At 76.2% G+C, this 17,504-nt stretch carries 17 protein-coding genes; 10 read left to right on the forward strand and 7 right to left on the reverse strand.

The genetic code is table 11. The features are described from left to right. Positions 1-81: 81 nt before the first annotated feature. Positions 82-1,608, reverse strand: a complete 1,527-nt coding sequence (locus ACIQVD_RS15640) for an APC family permease (protein ID WP_402289432.1) — start codon at positions 1,606-1,608, stop codon at positions 82-84. A gap of 176 nt (positions 1,609-1,784) precedes the next feature. Here ACIQVD_RS15640 and ACIQVD_RS15645 point away from each other — a divergent pair, with 176 nt between their 5' ends. After that, positions 1,785-2,381 carry a TetR/AcrR family transcriptional regulator gene (locus tag ACIQVD_RS15645; RefSeq protein ID WP_402289435.1) on the forward strand — a complete coding sequence of 199 codons (597 nt, stop codon included), beginning with the start codon at positions 1,785-1,787 and terminating at the stop codon, positions 2,379-2,381. Positions 2,382-2,551: 170 nt separating this feature from the next. Beyond that, on the forward strand, positions 2,552-3,766 hold the full coding sequence (locus tag ACIQVD_RS15650) for a beta-ketoacyl-[acyl-carrier-protein] synthase family protein (RefSeq protein ID WP_402289438.1): 1,215 nt from the start codon (positions 2,552-2,554) through the stop codon (positions 3,764-3,766). Here ACIQVD_RS15650 and ACIQVD_RS15655 read toward each other — a convergent pair. Next, the gene (locus ACIQVD_RS15655; protein WP_400689702.1) at positions 3,753-4,736 is read right to left on the reverse strand and encodes an ADP-ribosylglycohydrolase family protein; all 984 of its coding nucleotides are present in this window, start codon (positions 4,734-4,736) and stop codon (positions 3,753-3,755) included. The genes ACIQVD_RS15650 and ACIQVD_RS15655 overlap by 14 nt on opposite strands. 41 nt (positions 4,737-4,777) lie before the next feature. Between ACIQVD_RS15655 and ACIQVD_RS15660 the strand changes: the two genes are divergently transcribed. Then, entirely contained in the window at positions 4,778-5,932 is a 1,155-nt protein-coding gene (locus tag ACIQVD_RS15660) for a methyltransferase (protein ID WP_402289441.1), read from the forward strand. Positions 5,933-6,069: 137 nt separating this feature from the next. Further along, the gene (locus tag ACIQVD_RS15665; protein WP_402289444.1) at positions 6,070-7,002 is read left to right on the forward strand and encodes a rhomboid family intramembrane serine protease; all 933 of its coding nucleotides are present in this window, start codon (positions 6,070-6,072) and stop codon (positions 7,000-7,002) included. A gap of 43 nt (positions 7,003-7,045) precedes the next feature. On the opposite strand, the gene ACIQVD_RS15670 is transcribed toward ACIQVD_RS15665, so the two are convergent. Further along, positions 7,046-8,416 carry a PLP-dependent aminotransferase family protein gene (locus ACIQVD_RS15670; RefSeq protein ID WP_402289447.1) on the reverse strand — a complete coding sequence of 457 codons (1,371 nt, stop codon included), beginning with the start codon at positions 8,414-8,416 and terminating at the stop codon, positions 7,046-7,048. A 341-nt stretch (positions 8,417-8,757) separates the two neighbouring features. On the opposite strand from ACIQVD_RS15670, the gene ACIQVD_RS15675 reads away from it, so the two are divergent. From ACIQVD_RS15675 to ACIQVD_RS15685, 3 genes are all read left to right on the forward strand, one after another. Then, a complete protein-coding gene (locus ACIQVD_RS15675) occupies positions 8,758-9,654 on the forward strand; it encodes a DMT family transporter (RefSeq protein ID WP_402289450.1) in 897 nt (298 codons plus the stop codon). Positions 9,655-9,800: 146 nt separating this feature from the next. Then, complete coding sequence (locus ACIQVD_RS15680; RefSeq protein ID WP_111556468.1) at positions 9,801-10,652, forward strand: polysaccharide deacetylase family protein; 852 nt, start codon at positions 9,801-9,803, stop codon at positions 10,650-10,652. A 41-nt stretch (positions 10,653-10,693) separates the two neighbouring features. Beyond that, complete coding sequence (locus ACIQVD_RS15685; protein ID WP_402289453.1) at positions 10,694-11,689, forward strand: ketopantoate reductase family protein; 996 nt, start codon at positions 10,694-10,696, stop codon at positions 11,687-11,689. A 35-nt stretch (positions 11,690-11,724) separates the two neighbouring features. Here ACIQVD_RS15685 and ACIQVD_RS15690 read toward each other — a convergent pair whose 3' ends face one another. Further along, positions 11,725-12,543 carry an SDR family NAD(P)-dependent oxidoreductase gene (locus tag ACIQVD_RS15690; protein WP_402289456.1) on the reverse strand — a complete coding sequence of 273 codons (819 nt, stop codon included), beginning with the start codon at positions 12,541-12,543 and terminating at the stop codon, positions 11,725-11,727. Between the two features lie 259 nt (positions 12,544-12,802). Here ACIQVD_RS15690 and ACIQVD_RS15695 point away from each other — a divergent pair, with 259 nt between their 5' ends. Further along, positions 12,803-13,669 (forward strand): 3-hydroxybutyryl-CoA dehydrogenase, encoded by an 867-nt coding sequence (locus ACIQVD_RS15695; RefSeq protein ID WP_400689724.1) that lies wholly within the window; start codon positions 12,803-12,805, stop codon positions 13,667-13,669. Positions 13,670-13,757: 88 nt separating this feature from the next. Here the strand turns inward: ACIQVD_RS15695 and ACIQVD_RS15700 are convergent, their stop codons facing one another. Beyond that, the gene (locus ACIQVD_RS15700; RefSeq protein WP_100835348.1) at positions 13,758-14,156 is read right to left on the reverse strand and encodes a hypothetical protein; all 399 of its coding nucleotides are present in this window, start codon (positions 14,154-14,156) and stop codon (positions 13,758-13,760) included. 224 nt (positions 14,157-14,380) lie between these two features. Then, positions 14,381-15,241, reverse strand: a complete 861-nt coding sequence (locus tag ACIQVD_RS15705) for a chitosanase (protein ID WP_400689728.1) — start codon at positions 15,239-15,241, stop codon at positions 14,381-14,383. Between the two features lie 248 nt (positions 15,242-15,489). On the opposite strand from ACIQVD_RS15705, the gene ACIQVD_RS15710 reads away from it, so the two are divergent. Further along, on the forward strand, positions 15,490-15,981 hold the full coding sequence (locus ACIQVD_RS15710) for a GNAT family N-acetyltransferase (RefSeq protein WP_402289461.1): 492 nt from the start codon (positions 15,490-15,492) through the stop codon (positions 15,979-15,981). Here the strand turns inward: ACIQVD_RS15710 and ACIQVD_RS15715 are convergent. Continuing rightward, positions 15,962-17,212 (reverse strand): MFS transporter, encoded by a 1,251-nt coding sequence (locus ACIQVD_RS15715; protein WP_402289464.1) that lies wholly within the window; start codon positions 17,210-17,212, stop codon positions 15,962-15,964. The two genes, ACIQVD_RS15710 and ACIQVD_RS15715, sit on opposite strands and share 20 nt — an antisense overlap. Positions 17,213-17,312: 100 nt before the next feature. Here ACIQVD_RS15715 and ACIQVD_RS15720 point away from each other — a divergent pair, with 100 nt between their 5' ends. Continuing rightward, complete coding sequence (locus tag ACIQVD_RS15720) at positions 17,313-17,480, forward strand: hypothetical protein (RefSeq protein ID WP_402289467.1); 168 nt, start codon at positions 17,313-17,315, stop codon at positions 17,478-17,480. The last annotated feature ends 24 nt before the right edge of the window (positions 17,481-17,504 follow it).

A 17,504-nucleotide genomic window follows, 5' to 3' on the forward strand; every position in this document is an offset into this window, starting at 1 on the left:
GCTCCTGGAACGAGGGGTCGGCGAGGGGGCGGCGAGAGGTCGGCGAGAACCGGTGAGGGGGTCTCGACAGCCGAGTGTGGGTCAGGCCGCGCCGCGCGCCGGGGAGTCGGCGGGCGACGGCGCGTCCCCGGCCGGTTCGGCGGCGAACGCGGCGTACACCCCGGGCCGGCGGGCCCGGGTGCGCAGCGCGTACAGGACGCCCGCGGCGAAGACGGCGGGGACGATCAGGATCAGGACGCGGTTGACGGTGTCGGACGCGCCGGTCAGCAGCCCGATGTGGTCGACCACCAGCCAGAGCGCGCCGGTCAGCAGCACGGCGGCGACGGCGGGCGCGACGACGGTGCGCAGCGCGCCCTCGCCGTGGCCGGGGCGGCGGCGGAACCAGCAGGGCACGGCGACGGCGGCGAGCAGTTGCAGCGCGACCAGGGCGAGCATGCCGGGGGTGTTCACCCACAGCAGCAGCTGGGTGTACGGGTCGGCCCCGGCGGCGGCGAACACCGCCACCACGACCAGGCCGAGCAGGCTCTGGGCGAGCCCGGAGACGTACGGGGAGCGGTGCCGGGGGTGGATCCGGCCGAGCGCGCGGGGCAGCAGGCCCTCCTCGGCGAGGGCGAGGCCGTAGCGGCTGGTGGCGTTGTGGAAGGCCAGCAGCGAGGCCAGGATGCTGGTGACGATCAGCACGTGCATCAGGTCGGCGGCCCAGGCCCCGACGTACCGGTCGATGGCGGTGAAGAACAGGCCGCCCGGGTCCTGGGCGGCGGCGGCGACCACCTCGGTGTCGCCGTACGCCTGGATGACGGTCCACACCACGAAGGCGTAGAACAGGCCGAGGAAGGCGACGGCCAGGTAGGTGGCGCGCGGGACGGTGCGGTCGGGGTCGCGGGCCTCGCGGCGGTAGATGACGGTGGACTCGAAGCCGGTGAACGCGGCGAAGGCCATCGCCAGGACGCCGGGCATGCCGCCGGTGAGCACGTGGCCGGGCGCGAAGGAGTGCAGGCTCAGCCCGTGCGCGCCGCCCTTGAGCAGCACGGCGGCGGCGAGCAGCACCAGGATGCCGGTCTCGGCGAGCAGCAGGACGCCGAGCAGCCGGGCGCCGAAGTCGATGGAGCGGAAACCGCCGTACCAGATCACGGCCAGGCCGATCAGGGCGGGCAGCAGCCAGGGGACGCGGTGCCCGGTGAGCGCCTGGACGGTGTCCCGGGTGGCGGAGCCGAGCAGGCCGAACACGCCGATGTTCATGCCGAGGTAGCCGAGCAGGGCGAGCAGCGCGGCGCCGAAGCCGGCGGGGCGGCCGAGGCCCCGGGTGATGTACGCGTAGAAGCCGCCGGCGTTGCGGACGTGCCGGCTCATGGTGGTGAAGCCGACCGCGAAGACGGCCAGCGTGACGCCCGCGGCGAGGTAGCCGGTCGGGGCGCCGGTGCCGCCGATCAGCAGGGCGAGCGGGGCGACGCCGGCCATCACGGTGAGCGGGGCGGCGGCGGAGACCACGAAGAAGGCGATGTCGGCGGTGCCGAGGCTGCCGCGGCGCAGCGTGGGCGCGTCACCGGGGGTGGTGGCGGTGCCCGGGGCGGTGGCGGCGCCCGGAACGGCGTGGGGGGTTTCGGTCATGGGGAGCCCTTCTGGCGGCCGGGTGGGGAGTCCGGCTGGTGGTCCCGACTGCGGACGACCATAAACCTAAAGGTTGATGGTTTACGCACCCTAGCCCCGCGCACTACCCTCTGGGAAGACCCGGAATCCGAGGTCACGGCAGTGCGCGAGGACCAGGCGACGGAGGGGCGGCACCGGTGGGACGGCCCAGCAAGGCCCTGCTCGACCGCGAGCGGATCGGCGCGACGGCCCTCGCCCTGGTCGACGAGAGCGGCGATTTCAGCGTCCCGCAGATCGCCCGCCGGCTCGGCGTGCAGACCGCCTCCGTCTACCACCACGTGGACGGCCGGGCCGGGATCGTCGAACTGCTGCGCGTGCAGGTCTCCGCCGCGATCGACCTCTCCACCCTCGACCTGCGGCCGTGGGACGCCGCGCTGGAGGCGTGGGCCCGCTCCTACCGCGCCGCGTTCGCCGCCCACCCGCGCACCGTCCTGCTGCTGACCACCAGCCAGGTGGCCGCCCCCGAGGTGCTCGACCAGTACGAGCGCGCCGTCGTCCTGCTGGTCGACAGCGGCTTCCCGCCGCCCGTCGTGATGCCGCTGCTGACCGCCGTGGAGAACGTGGTGCTCGGCTCCGTGCTCGACCTGGCCGCCCCCGAGACGGTCTGGGACCCGAACGCCGACACCCCCCGCCTCGCCGAGGCCCTGCGGGCCGCCGGCCCGGGGCGCACCGACGCCGCCTTCGACCTGGCCCTCACCGCCCTGCTGACCCGGGCCCGCACCCTGCTGCCGTGACATTCCGTCAGCACCGCTTGTCACGACCCTACAAACTCACCGCATGCGACTCGGTCGCGCCCGGCAGCCGAACTTCCGCATCTCCCTTGGCAGAGTAGGCGGCATCGGATCACCCGGCCGACCGCCGGAGAACCCGATCATTGTGCTGCCATCACAACGGGAGTATCGCCATGCGCACCGCACACGACACCGTCGTGGTCTCCGGCCTCGGGGCCACCACCCCGCTCGGCGGAACCGCCCCGGCCACCTGGCAGGCCATGTGCGAGGGGCGCAACGGCATCCGCGCCCTCGACCGCCCCTGGGCCGCCGACCTGCCGATCCGGATCGCCGGGCAACTGGCCGTCGAGCCCGCCGCGGTCCTCGACCGGATCGAGGCCCGCCGCCTGGACCGCAGCGAGCAGCTCGCCCTGATCGCCGCCCGCGAGGCGTGGGCCGACGCCGGACGCCCCGCCGTCGACGGCGAGCGGCTCGCCGTGGTCATCGGCACCGGCACCGGCGGCGCGGTCACCATGCTCGACCAGGACGACGTCCTCGAACGCTCAGGCGTCCGCAAGGTCTCCCCGCACACCGTCCCCATGCTGATGGCCAACGGCCCCGCCGCCTGGGTCTCCATCGACCTGGGCGCCCGGGCCGGCGCCCACACCCCCGTCAGCGCGTGCGCCTCCGGCGCGGAGGCCGTCGCCCTCGGGCTCGACCTGATCCGCCTCGGCCGCGCCGACGTCGTCGTCGCCGGCGGCACCGAAGCCTGCCTGCACCCCCTCCCGCTGGCCGGCTTCGCCCAGGCCCGCGCCCACTCCCTGCGCAACGACGACCCCGAACGCGCCTCCCGCCCCTTCGACACCGGCCGCGACGGCTTCGTCATCGCCGAGGGCGCCGCGGTGCTCGTCCTCGAACGCGCCACCCTGCGCCCGGACGCCCGCCGCTACGCCGTCCTCGCCGGGGCCGCCGTCACCTCCGACGCCCACCACATCACCGCCGGCCACCCCGACGGCCAGACCCGCGCCGTCCGCCGCGCCCTCGCCGACGCCGGCCTGCCGCCCGAGGCCGTCGGCCTGGTGCACGCCCACGCCACCTCCACCCCCAAGGGCGACCTCACCGAGGCCGAGACGCTCGGCCGGGTCTTCGGCCCGCACCGCCCCGCCGTCACCGCCACCAAGTCCATGACCGGCCACCTGTTCGGCGCCGCCGGGGCCCTCGCCGCCCTCGCCACCGCCTACGCCCTGCACCACCAGTACGCCCCCGCCGTCCGCAACCTCACCACCCCCGACCCGGGCCTGCCCCTGCGGCTGCTCACCACCCCCGGCCCGCTCCCGCACACCGCCGCCCTCACCAACGCCTTCGGCTTCGGCGGCCACAACGCGAGCCTGGTCCTCACCACCCCCTGACCCGCCCGCCCGCGACCTCCCCCCGGCCGCCCGCGTCCAGGGCCACCGCCAGCGCCGCCAGCTCCCCCGCCCGCAGCACCCGCCCGGTCGGGGGCAGCGGCACGTGCAGCGGCCCCAGCCAGGCGTCCGGGATCGCGTCCGCCCCGTACACCGCCCCCGCCAGCCCGCCGGTGACGGCCGCCGTGGTGTCGGTGTCGCCGCCGAGGTCGATCACCGCCCGCAGCGCGTCCGGGAAGCCGCCGGTCACCCGCAGCGCCCAGAGCGCCGAACCCAGGCAGGCCCACACCGCCCCGTTGCTCTCGGTGGCCAGCTCCGGCCGCCAGTCCGGCGCGAGGACCCGCGCCCAGCGCTCCCGGTGCTCGGCCCGCACCGCCGCGAGCGTCCGCGGCACGGCCGCCAGCGGATCGCCGCCGTCCAGGGCGACCCGCAGCAGTTCGTGCAGGATCGCGGTGCCCTCCCAGGCCGCGCCGTCCCCGTGGGTGAGGGCGGTGATCCGGCGGGCCGCGGCCATCGTCGCCGCCCGCCCCTGCGGGGCGAACCACACCGCCCCGGTGACGGCCCGCATCAGCGCGCCGTTCCCGGCGGCCCGCCCCTCGGTCTGGAAGTGGACGGCGGCGGCGAGGTCCCAGGGCAGGCCGCCGCCGAGCACGATCTCGGTCTGGATGCCGATGTCCTTGGGGCCGCCCGCCGCCCACCCCCGGAACCGTTCGAACATGTCGGGCAGGTCGAGTCCCCCGGCCGCCAGCAGCGACTCGCCCAGGTGGACGGCCAGCTGGGTGTCGTCGGTGGCCTCGCCCGCGTCCCACCCGCCGCCGCCGCACATGGTGGCCGCGCCGGGGAAGCGCGCCCCGAACATCCCGGCCGGCCCGAACTCGAAGGGCGCGCCGAGCGCGTCCCCGACCGCCGAGCCGAGGACCGCCCCGACCACCCGTTCCCGCCGCTGCCGCACGTCCGCCCCACTCTCCGTCACCGGCCGGTGACCTGCTCGCCCTCCGCTAGCCTGGGGGCACGATGAACTGTTTCACCACCGCCTGGGGCGAGTTCGAGCTGGCCCGCTTCCCCGAGGACCCGCGCGAGCAGCTGCGCGCCTGGGACGCCGCCGACGAGTACCTGCTGCGCGACCTGGACGAGCGGGCGGTGCCGCTGGACGGGGCCGTCACCGTGCTCGGCGACCGCTGGGGCGCGCTCTGCACCGCGCTGGCCGCGAAGGGTGCCGCCGTCACCGCCGTCACGGACTCCCACCTCGCCTCCCGGGCGGTCGCCGCGAACCTGGCCCGCAACGGCCTCGACCCGGCCGCCGTCGAGGTCCGCAGCACCCAGGACGCCCCGCCGGAGCGGATCGACCTGCTGCTGGTGCGCGTCCCGAAGAGCCTCGCGCTGCTGGAGGACCAGCTGCACCGCCTCGCCCCGGCCGTGCACCCGGACACCCCGGTGCTGGGCACCGGCATGGTCACTGAGATCCACACCTCCACCCTGACCCTGTTCGAGCGGATCCTCGGCCCGACCCGCACCTCGCTCGCCGTCCGCAAGGCCCGTCTGATCCGCACCACCCCGGACCCCGCCCTCGCCCGCCCCGCCAACCCGTGGCCGCTGCGCTACCGGCTGCCGGGCGGCATCGGCGTGCTCTCGGGGCGCCAGGTCGCCAACCAGTCGGGCGTGTTCTGCGCCGACCGCCTCGACATCGGCACCCGGTTCCTCCTCCAGCACCTGCCCGCCCCGGCCGGCGCCCCGCGCCGGGTCGTCGACCTGGGCTGCGGCAACGGCGTCCTGGGCACCGCCGCCGCCCTCGCCGACCCGGACGCCGAACTCCTCTTCGTCGACGAGTCGTTCCAGGCCGTGGCCTCCGCCGAGGAGACCTTCCGCACCAACCTCGGCCCGGAGCGCCGCGCCGACTTCCTGGTCGCCGACGCCCTCGCCGACCTCCCGGACGCCTCCGCCGACCTGGTCCTGCTGAACCCGCCGTTCCACTCCCACCAGGCCACCACCGACGCCGTCGCCCGCCGGATGTTCACCGGCGCCCGCCGCGTCCTGCGCCCGGGCGGCGAACTGCGCGTGGTCGGCAACCGCCACCTGGGCTACCACGTCACGCTGCGCCGCCTGTTCGGCAACTGCCGCACCGTGGCGGGCAGTCCGAAGTTCGTCGTGCTGAGCACCGTCCGCCGCTGAGCCCGGCCCCCGCCGCCCCGGCCCTCCCCTGCCGGACGCGCCGTCCGCGCCGTGCTCTAGGGTGAGCGCCGTTTCGCCGTGGGACATCGCCGTGGACGCCCCGCGGCCGAGCACCACCGGCCAGGGGAGGCCACGCCATGGACACCGCACACCCCGCCCCGGGAGCCGACGCTCCCGAGGCGGCGTCACCGACCTGCTTCCGGCACGCCGGACGGGAGTCGTACGTCCGCTGCACCCGCTGCGACCGGCACGTCTGCCCGGACTGCCGGCGCGAGGCCGCGGTCGGCTACCAGTGCGTGGAGTGCGTCAAGTCCGGCCACCAGGGCGTCCGCCGGGCCCGGACGGCGTTCGGCGGGCGGATCACCACCCGCCCGTACGCGACGCTCGTGCTGATCGCGCTGAACGTGGCCGCGTACCTGGTGGAGCTGGTCCGGCCGGAGACGGTCGACCGGTTCGCGATGCTCGGCTCCGGCGTGCTGGCGCCGCCCGCGGGCACCGACCCGGCCACGTACGTGCCGCACCTGTCGGGCGTGGCGCACGGCGAGTGGTACCGGCTGATCACCCACGCGTTCCTGCACCTGGAGCCGACCGCGTGGCCGATGGGCGTGCTGCACATCGTGTTCAACATGTACTGGCTGTGGACGCTGGGCCGGGTGGTCGAGGAGCGCCTCGGCGTGCTGCGCTTCCTCGCGCTCTACTTGCTGTCCGCGCTGGGCAGCGCCGCGCTGGAGTACCTGTTCGCGCCGCACACCCTGACCCTGGGCGCGTCCGGCGCGGTCTTCGGCCTGGCCGGCGGCTACTGGGTGCTCAGCCGCCGCCAGGGCTACGACCCGCTCGGCGGCAGCCAGTTGCTGGTGACCTTCGTGGTGTGGATGGTGCTGTCGGCGGGCTTCTCGTCCTGGCAGGGCCACCTGGGCGGCCTGCTCACCGGCCTGGCCGCCGGGGCCGGCCTCGGCTACGCGCCGCGGGAGCAGCGCGGGCTGGTCCAGACGATCAACCTGAGCGCGGTGCTCTCCCTGGTGGTGGTCGTGACGGTGATCGCCACCGACCGACTGGTCCACATTTTCTGACGGCCCGTCACCGGCTTCTCTCCCCGCTTGATCTGACGATCCGTCAGCTCACCTCCCGATGGGCCTGTCCGAGCAGCTCCGCCGCCTCGCGCAGCCGCTGCTCGGGCAGGACCGCGTAGCCGAGCGCGAGGGCCGGCCCGCCGGGGGCGAGCCGCCCGGGCCCGACGGCCGCGACCCGCACCCCGCGGCGCAGCGCCGCCGCGGCCAGCGCCGCCTCGTCCGCACCCGGCGGCAGGTCGGCGTACAGGTGCAGCCCGGCGGCGACGCCGCGCAGTCCGGCCCGCGGCAGGTGCGCGCGCAGCGCGTCCACCAGGGCGTCGCGCCGGGCCCGGTAGCGGGGGCGGACGGTGCGCAGGTGGCGGTCGTAGCCGCCGCTCTCCAGCAGCGCGGCGAAGGCGAGTTGGTCGATCGCCCCGGTGCCGAGGTCGGCGTACCGCTTGGCCTGCCGGAAGTCCTCGGCCAGCCAGCCGGGCAGCACCGCCCAGCCCAGCCGCAGGCCGGGCGCCAGGGTCTTGCTGAGCGAGCCCAGGTAGACCGTCCGCTCCGGCGCCAACCCCTGGACGGCGCCCAGCGGTTCGCGGTCGTAGCGGAACTCGGCGTCGTAGTCGTCCTCCAGCACCAGCCCGCCCGCCCGGGCCCAGCGGGCGAGTTCGGTCCGGCGCCGGGCCGACAGCGCGACCCCGGTCGGGTACTGGTGGGCCGGGGTGACCAGCACCGCGTCCGCCCCGCCGGCCGCCAACTCCCTTACCACCAGGCCCTCCTGGTCGACGGGGACGCCGACCGGCTCGACCCCGTGGGCGCGCAGCAGGGCCAGCGTGCCGGGCGAGCCGGGGTCCTCCACCGCGATCCGCCGCAGCCCGTGCCCGGCCAGCACCGGCACCAGCAGCGCCAGCCCCTGCCCGACCCCGCTGACCACCGCGACCTGCTCCGGCCCCGCCGCCACCGCCCGCACCCGGCCCAGGTACGCGGCCAACTCCCGCCGCAGCCCAGGCAGTCCGGCCGGGTCCCCGTACCCGAGGTCCCGGTTGGCCGCCCCCTGGAGGGCCCGCCGCACCGCCCCCGCCCAGGCCGTCCGGGGGAACGCCCCGAGGTCGGGCGAGCCCGGCTTCAGGTCGTAGCGCGGCTCGGCCGCCGGCGCCCGCACCGCCGCCCCGGCCCGCTCCACCGCCACCCCCGGCGCGACCCGGGTGCCCGATCCCCGCCGCCCCACCAGGTAGCCCTCGGCGGCGAGCCGCTCGTACGCCTCGACCACCACCCCGCGCGAGACGCCCAGCTCCGCCGCCAGCGCCCGGCTGGCCGGCAGCCGCGCCCCGCCCGCCAGCCGCCCCTCCCGCACCGCCGCCCGCAGCGCCCGGGTCAGCCGCCCGGTCAGGTCCCCGCCGCCCGGCTCCCAGCTGATCAGCAACTCCCGCACCCCGACCGCCCCTCCGCCGCACCAGACCGGCCGGTCGGCCGACCGGCGGACCGGCCGAGGCCCGCCCCGGGCCCGGACGAGCCCCCAGGCTAGGCCCTGTCCGGCCGGTCTTGTCGGATCAGCGCGCGGCGTCGGGCGCCCGGCTGGGAGTGCCGGCGCAACGCCCTCGTACTGGGTGTACTCGGGTGTTTCGCCGGTGCTTCCAGCCGGGATGATCCGGCGTCGCGCGCCCGGCAAGACCGGCCGGACCGGGCCTGGCGGCCCGCACTCCGGATTGGTCCTCCATCGGGCCCCCCGAGTGGCCCTGGGAACCGGACCACCGCACTCCTAGCGTGGCAGCCATGCCCGACACCACCACCGCCGGCACCACCACCACCGCCGTCACCGCTCCCGCCCGGCCGCCCGGCTCGCTGCGCGCGGCCGGCGCGATGACCCTGCTGGGCGCCTCCACCGGGGTGAGCGCCGCGTTCTCCGCCTACCCGCTGGCCGGCGGCCAGGCCCTGCGCTACACCCTGGCGGCCGCGATCCTGCTGCCGCTGGCCCGCCGCCGGCCGCGGCTCGCCCACCGGCTGACGCTCCGTGAACTCGCCCTGCTGCTGGCCCTGTCCGGCACCGGCCTGTTCGGGTTCAACCTGCTGCTGGTCGCCGCCCTGCGGCACACCGACCCGGCGGTGGTCGGCAGCGTGGTCGGCTGCACCCCGCTGCTGCTCGGCGTGGCCGGCCCGCTGCTGTCCCGGCGCCGCCCGGCCGTCCGGCTGCTCGCGGCGGCGGCCCTGGTGGTGTGCGGCGCGGCGCTCACCCAGGGCTTCGGCCACGGCGACGCGCTCGGCCTGCTGTACGCGGCCGGGACGCTGCTGTGCGAGGCGTCGTTCTCGCTGCTGGCCGTCCCGCTGCTGCCGCGGCTCGGCCCGGTCCGGGTCTCCGCGTACACCACCCTGCTCGCGGTGCCGCTGTTCGCCGCGGCGGCGGCGCTCTCGCCGTCCGCGCTGCGGGTGCCCACCGGCGGCGAGCTGCTCGCGCTGCTCTACCTGGGCCCGGTGCTGACCTGCGGGGCGTTCCTGCTCTGGTACTCGGCGCTGACGGTGCTGCCGGCCGACCGGGCGGGCCTGTTCGGCGGGCTGATCCCGCTCACGGCGACCCTCTCCGGCGCGGTCCTCACCGCCACCGTCCCGGCCCCGCTCCAGCTGCTGGGCGCCGCCCTGGTGACCGGCGCCCTGCTGTTCGGCGCGGCGACCTGACCCACCCCGCCCCGCCCGGCCGATCCCGCCGCAGCCCGGTGCCCGGGCCGGGCCGCTCACGCCCCGTCACCTTCCGGCCGGGCGGCCACTCGTCCGGGCGGCTGCCGTTTGCCGCCCCCGCGGAACCTCGGCTTAGCTGGGCCGCGATGACAGTCGACCGCCGCAGTGTTCTGCGTTCCGCTTCCCGCCTGGCCGCGCTGAGCGCCGCCGGCGGCCTGGTCGCCGCGTGCGGCGGCCCCTCCGACGTGCACGGCCCGGACGGCCCCTCGGTGGCGGCCCGTCCGCAGCCCGCGCACCTGACCGAGTCGCCGGCCGCGGGCCCGAGCGGGTCCCCGTCGCCGTCGCCCTCGCCGTCCCCGAGCGCCACCCCGTTCGCGCTGCCCCCGCTGGCCGCGGACACCCCGCAGGAGGTGGTGACCGGCCCGCGCACCAGGCCGCAGCTGGCGCTGACCTTCCACGGGCAGGGCGACCCGGCGATCGCCACCGCGCTGCTGACCACCGCCGAGCAGCGCGGCGCCCGGCTGACCGTGCTGGCGGTGGGCAGCTGGCTGGACGAGCAGCCGCGGATCGCCGAGCGCATCCTGTCCGGCGGGCACGAGCTGGGCAACCACACCCAGAACCACCTGGACATCTGCGCGCTGAGCGCCGAGCAGGCGCACGAGGAGATAGCCCAGTGCGCGCAGCGGCTGGAGCGGCTGACCGGGTCGATCGGCCGCTGGTTCCGGCCGTCCGCGGCGCAGTACGCGAACGCGATGGTGAAGGAGCAGGCCCAGCGGGTCGGCTACCCGCACGTGCTGTCCTTCGACGTCGACCCGCGCGACTACGCGGACCCGGGCGCGGAGACCGTGACCCGCCGGGTGCTGCGGGCGGCGGCGGCCGGCTCGGTGGTCGCCCTGCACATGGACCACCCGGGCACGGTGACGGCGCTGCCGGCCATCCTGGACGGCCTCGCCGGGCAGGGCCTGCACGCGGTGACGGCCTCCGAGCTCTGCGCCTGACCCGGCGTCACCCCCGGCCCCGGCCGTGCGATGCTCGACCCATGCGCTACCTCATCCTGGGCGCCGGCGCGGTCGGCGGCACCATCGGCGGACGTCTCCACCAGAGCGGGCGCGAGGTGCTGCTGGTCGCCCGCGGCCCCCACCTGGCGGCGCTGCGCGCCGACGGCCTGCGCCTGACCGTCCCGGACGGCACCCACCGGCTGGCGGTCCCGGCGGTCGGCGGCCCCGAGGAGGTCGGGCTGACCCCGGACGACGTGCTGGTGCTGGCGGTGAAGACCCAGCACTCGGCGGCCCTGCTCGACCGGTGGGCGCCGCGCCCGGTCGCGGGCGGCGGGACGGCGGGCGAGCGGCTGCCGCTGGTGTGCGCGCAGAACGGCGTGGAGAACGAGCGGCTGGCGCTGCGCCGCTTCGCCCGGGTGTACGGGATGTGCGTGTGGCTGCCGTCCTCGCACCTGGAGCCGGGCCGGGTCGCGGCGGCGGGCTCGCCGCGCTCGGGCGTGCTGCACCTGGGCCGCTACCCGCACGGCACGGACGAGCTGGCCGGGCGGATCGCCGCCGACCTGGCCGACTCGCACTTCGACGCGCCCCTCGCCGCGGACGTGATGGCCTGGAAGTACGCCAAGCTGCTGAGCAACCTGGGCAACGCGCTGGAGGCGGTGGCCGGTCCGATCGACGGCGAGCTTCGGCTGCGGGTGTGGCGGCGGCTGCGGGCGGAGGGGGAGGCGGTGCTGGCGGCCGCCGGGATCGCGCACCCGTCCGAGGAGGAGCAGCGGGCCCGGCGCGGCGACCGGGTGGCGCAGGTGCCGCTGGCGGGCGGGCCGCGGGCCGGGGGTTCGTCCTGGCAGTCGCTGGCGCGCGGCACCGGTGACATCGAGGCGGACTGGCTGAACGGCGAGGTGGTGCTGCTGGGCCGGCTGCACGGGGTGCCGGTGCCGCTCAACGCGGCCCTGCAGCGGCTGGCTGCCGCGTTCGCCCGCGAGGGCCGCCCGGCGGGCTCGCTGCCGGAGGCCGAGCTGGCCGCCCTGCTGGAGCTCTGACCCGGCGGGGGGAGCGCCGGCCGGCGAGGGGGGGCTCAGGCCAGCGGGTCGTCCGGTCCGTACGGGCGCAGTCGCAGGGTGCGGGCGTCGGTGGAGCGGATCGCGGGTGCGGCGGCGACCAGGGTCTCCAGGTTGTCGCGCCCGGCGTGCAGGAAGCGTCCGTGCAGTCCGTCGAAGCGGCCGCGGGCGGCGTCCACGGTGACGGCGACCATGTACGGGAGGGAGCCCCAGGCCCTGGTGTCCCGGAACACCGGCATGCCGGCGGTCATCTCGGTGGCGACCGTGCCGGGGCTGATGTCGAGCACGACGACGCCGTGCCGGCCGACCGAGTCGGCGATGTTGTCGGAGAGCCGGAGCAGCGCGCCCTTGGAGGTGGCGTACGCGGTGTAGTGGCCGTCGGGGCGCAGCGCGAAGTCGCTGTTGAGGTTGACGACCCGGCCGCGGCGGCGCTGCACCATGCCGGGCAGGACGTGGCGCAGCAGGTGGTAGGGGCCGCGCAGGTTGGTCTCGACGACCTGCCACCACTGGGCGGGGTCGGTCTCCCAGAGCGGCACCTCGGCGCGGTCGACCTGTCCGGCGTTGTTGACCAGCAGGTCGAGGGGGCCGAGGTCGCGCTCGATCGAGCGGACGGCCTCCCGGACGGCGCCCGGCCGGGTGACGTCGGCGGTGACGGCGACGCCGCGGGCGCCGTGCCGGACGCACTCCTTGAGGGTGGCGATCAGCGTCTCCTGGGTGCGGCCGAGCAGTCCGACGGCCATGCCCTCGGCGGCGAGCCCGATGGCGATCTCGCGGCCGATGCCGCGGCCGGCCCCGGTGACCATTCCGACCTGCCCGGTGAGTGATCCCGTCCCCATCCGCCTGCTCCCTCCTCCGGCTGGACCTCCGCATTGTGGTCCCGCCCGAGGGGGCGCACGGGGAGCGCGCGCGGCGCACTGCCGACGCCCACCCGTTCGGCCCAGGGCCCGGCGCGGGGGCCGTCGGCACGCACCGATGTGAACGGGCGTTAAGGCAGGTAGTACCGTCGTCCGGGCGGACCGCCCGGCCCCCACCGGGCCGCGGCGTCCGCGACACCACCGCCGGGTGATCCCCGGCTCCTTCCGAAGGGCATCTGAGTTGAGTGACATCGCACGCGTCGGAGTAGTCGGCTGCGGCCTCATGGGGTCGGGCATCGCCGAGGTGTTCGCCCGTTCCGGTCTGGACGTGCTGGTCTCGGAAGCCGGTGGCGAGGCCCTGGAACTGGGCCGGACCCGGCTGACCAACTCGCTGGAGACCGCAGTGCGGCGCGGCAAGCTGTCGGAGGAGGACCGGGACGCGGCGCTGGCCCGGCTGTCGTTCACCACCGAGCTGGCCGACTTCCACGACCGGGACCTGGTGGTCGAGGCGGTCGCCGAGCGCGAGGACGTCAAGGTCGCGATCTTCCGCACCCTGGACCAGGTGGTGACCCGCCGGGACGCAATCCTGGCCTCCAACACCTCCTCCATCCCGATCGTGAAGCTCGCCGCCGCGACCACCCGGGCCGAGCAGGTGATCGGCCTGCACTTCTTCAACCCGGCGCCGGTGCAGAAGCTGGTCGAGGTCATCCCGACCCTGACCACCTCCGCCGAGACCACCACCCGCGCCGAGCAGTTCGCCGTCGAGGCCCTGGGCAAGGAGCCGATCCGGGCCCGCGACCGGGCCGGTTTCGTGGTCAACGCCCTGCTGGTGCCGTACCTGCTCTCCGCGGTCCGGATGTTCGAGTCGGGCGTGGCCACCGCCGCCGACATCGACAAGGGCATGGAGGCCGGCTGCGCCCACCCGATGGGCCCGCTGCGGCTGTGCGACCTGATCGGCCTGGACACCATCGTCTCGATCGCCGAGTCGATGTACGACGAGTACAAGGAGCCGCTGTACGCGGCCCCGCCGCTGCTGTCCCGGATGGTCGACGCGGGCCTGCTGGGCCGCAAGTCCGGCCGCGGCTTCTACGACTACACCGCCGCCTGACGGACCGCGTCCTGACGCGCCGACACCCGGCGCCACGCCGCCGGGCCGCTCCGACTTCGTGGGGGACGCGGCCCGGCGGCGGGGGCCGTCAGGGGGTGGCGTAGCGGACGATGTCGGCGACCCGGCAGCTGACCGGGCCGTGCGGGTCGGCGGTGCCCTGGGCCTGTTCGACCGCGTCCTGGCCGGGCGGGAGCGAGCCGGCGGCGGCGACGCCCTCGGTGACCTGCCGGCCGCTGCCGTCCTCGAAGGCGATCTGCACCACGTAGTTGCTGGTGGTCGCGGTGTGGTTGGTGATCCGGACGGTGGCGGCGGGCCACTGCAGCGCGTCGTCCACCCCGCAGGCGGTGACCTCGACGTCGCCGAACGCGGCCCGTCCGGCGTCCTGCGCGAGCTGCGCCCCGGTGCCGCCGGTCCGCCCGCAGCCCGCCACGGCCAGGGCCGCCGCGGCGGCCAGGCAGGCGGTGGCGGCGATCGCTCGGATGCGCATGGTCTCCCCTCGGGACGGACACGGGTCAGGGCCGACGCTACGAGCCGCCGGGGCCACCCGTCCGGGATGTGTCCGATCCGTAATAACCGTGCGCAGCAAGTGTGTTGACGGTACGTCAGCGAATCGTCCGGTGCACGGCGAACGGCCCGGCGCGCACGGGCGCCGGGCCGTTCGGGCCGCTCGGGCTACTTCCGGCCGTTTCGGGCCGTCTCCGACCCGGGGGGTCAGGAGTTGATCTGGTACGGGTCGCCGTAGACCTTCCACTTGAGCGGCGGGTTGAGGTCGAAGTTCTTGGCGTTCAGGAACACCAGCTGCTCGGTGTCGACCCGGCTGGTGTCGGCGTGCGCCTCCTCCTGCTTCATGATCACCTTCCGGGCGTCCAGGAAGGCCTTCAGGTAGGTGGTCTCGTCGCCGCCCTGGGCCGGGGTCTTGGCCTTCTTCATGGCGGCGGCGCGGATGCCGCCGAAGCTGTCGGAGCTGTTGCCGGGGCCGTGCATCACGATGGCGTCGTAGTAGATGAACTGGCCGAGCGCGCGCAGCCCGTCCGCCTTGGCCTGCTGGACCGAGGGGTTGAAGTAGACCCGGTCGCGCTCGTCGTTCTGGGCCTGCTGGAAGACGGTGTCCTTGGCGGCGGTCTTCCAGTCGTTGACGAAGGCGGTGCCGAGGCCGGAGTGCGAGTCGCTGCCGTTGACCTTCTTCAGCGCGGGCAGGTACTTGGCCAGCACGTTGCCGGACTTGAGGTCGGTGTAGTGCTGCACCAGTTCGAGCATGTCGCCGGTGCCGGAACAGAAGCCGATGATGCCCGCGGTGTAGCCGCGGCCGTCGCCGATGTCCTCGATGTACTTGTACTGGGCCTTCCAGTCGAGCGAGGAGTTCTCCGCCGAGGAGACCAGCTCCATGGCGATCTCCTTCTTCGCCGGGTCGTCCAGTCCGACGGCGGCCACCGCCACGGCGCTCGCGGGGCTCGCCGCGGGGGTGGCGGCGTGGCCGGTGCCGGCCGCGGCCAGGGTCAGCGGGAGGGCGCCGACCAGGATCGCGAGGGCGGCCCGGGTGGTGCGGGCGGTGCGGTGCTTGCTGGGGTGCATTCTGACGCTCCGTCTGCCGGCTGCGGGCATGGGGGTGCCCGCAGCAGAGGGTTAGGAAACTTTCCTAACGAAGATTGAAGCGTCCGCCTCACGCTCCCGCAAGACGTCCGGCCGCATCCGGTTCAACTCGTCCGCCCGGACCGCCCGACGGGCCGTCGCCCCGCGCCCCGCCCGCCCCGGCCGCCGCCACCCGGACACCGCCGGAAAACCGCTGGCCGGACGGGGCGCCGGCGGCCATGCTGGGCCGGATGGAGATCCGCGAAGCCACCGCCGGGGACTGGGACGCCGTCTGGCCGTTCTTCCACCGCGTCGTTGCCGCCGGCGAGACGTTCACCTACCCCACCGACCTGACGTCCGACACCGCCCGCGGCTGGTGGATGCTGCCCGCCCCGAACCGCACCGTGGTCGCCGTCGACGAGACCACCGGCGCCGTCCTGGGCACCGCCAAGATGAACAACAACCAGGCGGGCAACGGCGCGCACGTCGCCAGTGCCAGCTTCCTGGTCGACCCGGACCACGCCGGGCGCGGCACCGGCCGCGCCCTGGGCGAAGAGGCCCTGCGCTGGGCCCGCACCCGGGGCTTCCGCGCCATGCAGTTCAACGCCGTCGTCGCCACCAACGCCCCGGCCGTCGGCCTCTACCGCTCGCTGGGCTTCGAGATCGTCGGCACCGTCCCCGAGGGCTTCCACCACCCCCGCCTCGGCTACGTCGGACTGCACGTCATGCACCGCCCGCTGTAGCCGCCTCCGCGCCCACCCCGGCCCCTGCCCCTGCCCCCGGCCGCCCCGCCGCCCCCTCGCGCCGCACCGCCGGGCGCGAGAGCACCGTCACCAGCAGCGACACCCCGGCCAGCGCGCCGATCGCCCAGCGCACCTCCACCAACTGCGCCAACCCGCCCGCCAGCGCCGCACCGACCCCCTGCCAGGCGATCCGGCCCGCCGACTCCACACCCTGCACCTGCCCCTGCGCGGCGGTCGGCGTCAGCGCCAGCAGCCGCTCCTGGAGCGGCAGCGTCGCCGCGAACCCGACCCCCGCCGCGCCCACCGCCGCTGCCGCCGCCCACACCGGCGGCCCGGCCGCCAGCAGCAGGAACGGCCCCGCCAGCAGCAGCCGCAGCCCGTACGCCAGCCGGGCCCGCCGCGCCGCGTCCAGCAGCCGCCCCACCAGCAGGTCACCCGCCAGCAGGTCACCCGCCAGCATCCCGGCCGCGCCCGCCGCCAGCAGCGTCCCGGCCGCCGACGGCGCGTACGGCAGCAGCAGCGCCTCGCAGCCCACCACCAGCCCGTTGGGCACCCACAGGTTCAGCAGCAGCGCCCGCCGCCCGGGCCGCCCCAGCAGCTCGGCGTTGCCCCGCCAGGTCTCCCGCAGGCCCGGCCGGCGCGGCGGCCGCACCGACCGCTCCCGCACCGTCACCGCCACCACCGCCGCGGCCAGCGCCGTCAGACCGCCCGCCGCGCCCAGCACCTGGTACGGCGTCAGCACCGCCAGCAGCGCCCCGCCCAGCGCGAACCCCAGCACCGCCGCCCCGCCCGCCGTGACGTTCATCAGCGACCGGGCCCGCGCGTACCCGCCCGGCGGCACGATCTCCGCCAGCAGGCCCATCCGCGTTCCCGTCCCCAGCGACTGGAAGAACCCGACCAGCAGCAGCAGCCCGAACCGCGCCGCCAGCGGCAGCCCCGGCACCGCCTGCCCCAACGTCGCGGCCAGCGCCAGCAGGTGCAGCGCCACCAGCGTCCGGCGCGGCCGCGCCCCGTCCGCGACCGACATCAGCGTCAACGCGCCCAGCACCGCCGCGAACGACGACCCGTACATGCTCACCGCCGTCAGGAACGGCGACCCCGTGCGCGCCTGCACCAGCGTGCCCAGCGCGAACCCCGACAGCGTCCCGGCCCCCGCCAACAGCGTGAAACCTGCGTACAGCCCCGCGAACTCCCGCTGCCGCAGCAGCGCCAGATACCCGTGATCAGTCATGAAAAAAGCCTCCGACGCTGCCGCGGGGGCGCGTTCGAAGGCCGACCACGAGAACCTAGCAGCCCCGTCCCGAACCGCGCAAAACCCGGAACCCGCACGGGTGCTCGCCACCCGCGCCGTCCTGCGCCCGCCCACCCCGCCCTCGGCCAAGGACCCCGACGGGCGCGCCCGCAGCACGGCGGACCACACCGCCCTCGGCACCGGCCACCCGGACCAGGCCGATGTCGGCCGGCTCCTGTCCGCGCTGCGGGACACCACCTGCGTCTGACCCCGGACGCGCCGGAGCCCCGCC

Source organism: Kitasatospora sp. NPDC090308, from assembly GCF_044769485.1.
GTDB lineage: Bacteria > Actinomycetota > Actinomycetes > Streptomycetales > Streptomycetaceae > Kitasatospora > Kitasatospora fiedleri.

Coding starts and splice junctions, on each gene's coding strand:
- ACIQVD_RS15675 (WP_402289450.1), top strand. CDS start 8,758: ATGCCCGACACCACCACCGCCGGCACCACCACCACCGCCGTCACCGCT.
- ACIQVD_RS15660 (WP_402289441.1), top strand. CDS start 4,778: ATGAACTGTTTCACCACCGCCTGGGGCGAGTTCGAGCTGGCCCGCTTC.
- ACIQVD_RS15700 (WP_100835348.1), bottom strand. CDS start 14,156: ATGCGCATCCGAGCGATCGCCGCCACCGCCTGCCTGGCCGCCGCGGCG.
- ACIQVD_RS15650 (WP_402289438.1), top strand. CDS start 2,552: ATGCGCACCGCACACGACACCGTCGTGGTCTCCGGCCTCGGGGCCACC.
- ACIQVD_RS15680 (WP_111556468.1), top strand. CDS start 9,801: ATGACAGTCGACCGCCGCAGTGTTCTGCGTTCCGCTTCCCGCCTGGCC.
- ACIQVD_RS15715 (WP_402289464.1), bottom strand. CDS start 17,212: ATGACTGATCACGGGTATCTGGCGCTGCTGCGGCAGCGGGAGTTCGCG.
- ACIQVD_RS15640 (WP_402289432.1), bottom strand. CDS start 1,608: ATGACCGAAACCCCCCACGCCGTTCCGGGCGCCGCCACCGCCCCGGGC.
- ACIQVD_RS15690 (WP_402289456.1), bottom strand. CDS start 12,543: ATGGGGACGGGATCACTCACCGGGCAGGTCGGAATGGTCACCGGGGCC.
- ACIQVD_RS15665 (WP_402289444.1), top strand. CDS start 6,070: ATGGACACCGCACACCCCGCCCCGGGAGCCGACGCTCCCGAGGCGGCG.
- ACIQVD_RS15685 (WP_402289453.1), top strand. CDS start 10,694: ATGCGCTACCTCATCCTGGGCGCCGGCGCGGTCGGCGGCACCATCGGC.
- ACIQVD_RS15705 (WP_400689728.1), bottom strand. CDS start 15,241: ATGCACCCCAGCAAGCACCGCACCGCCCGCACCACCCGGGCCGCCCTC.
- ACIQVD_RS15710 (WP_402289461.1), top strand. CDS start 15,490: ATGGAGATCCGCGAAGCCACCGCCGGGGACTGGGACGCCGTCTGGCCG.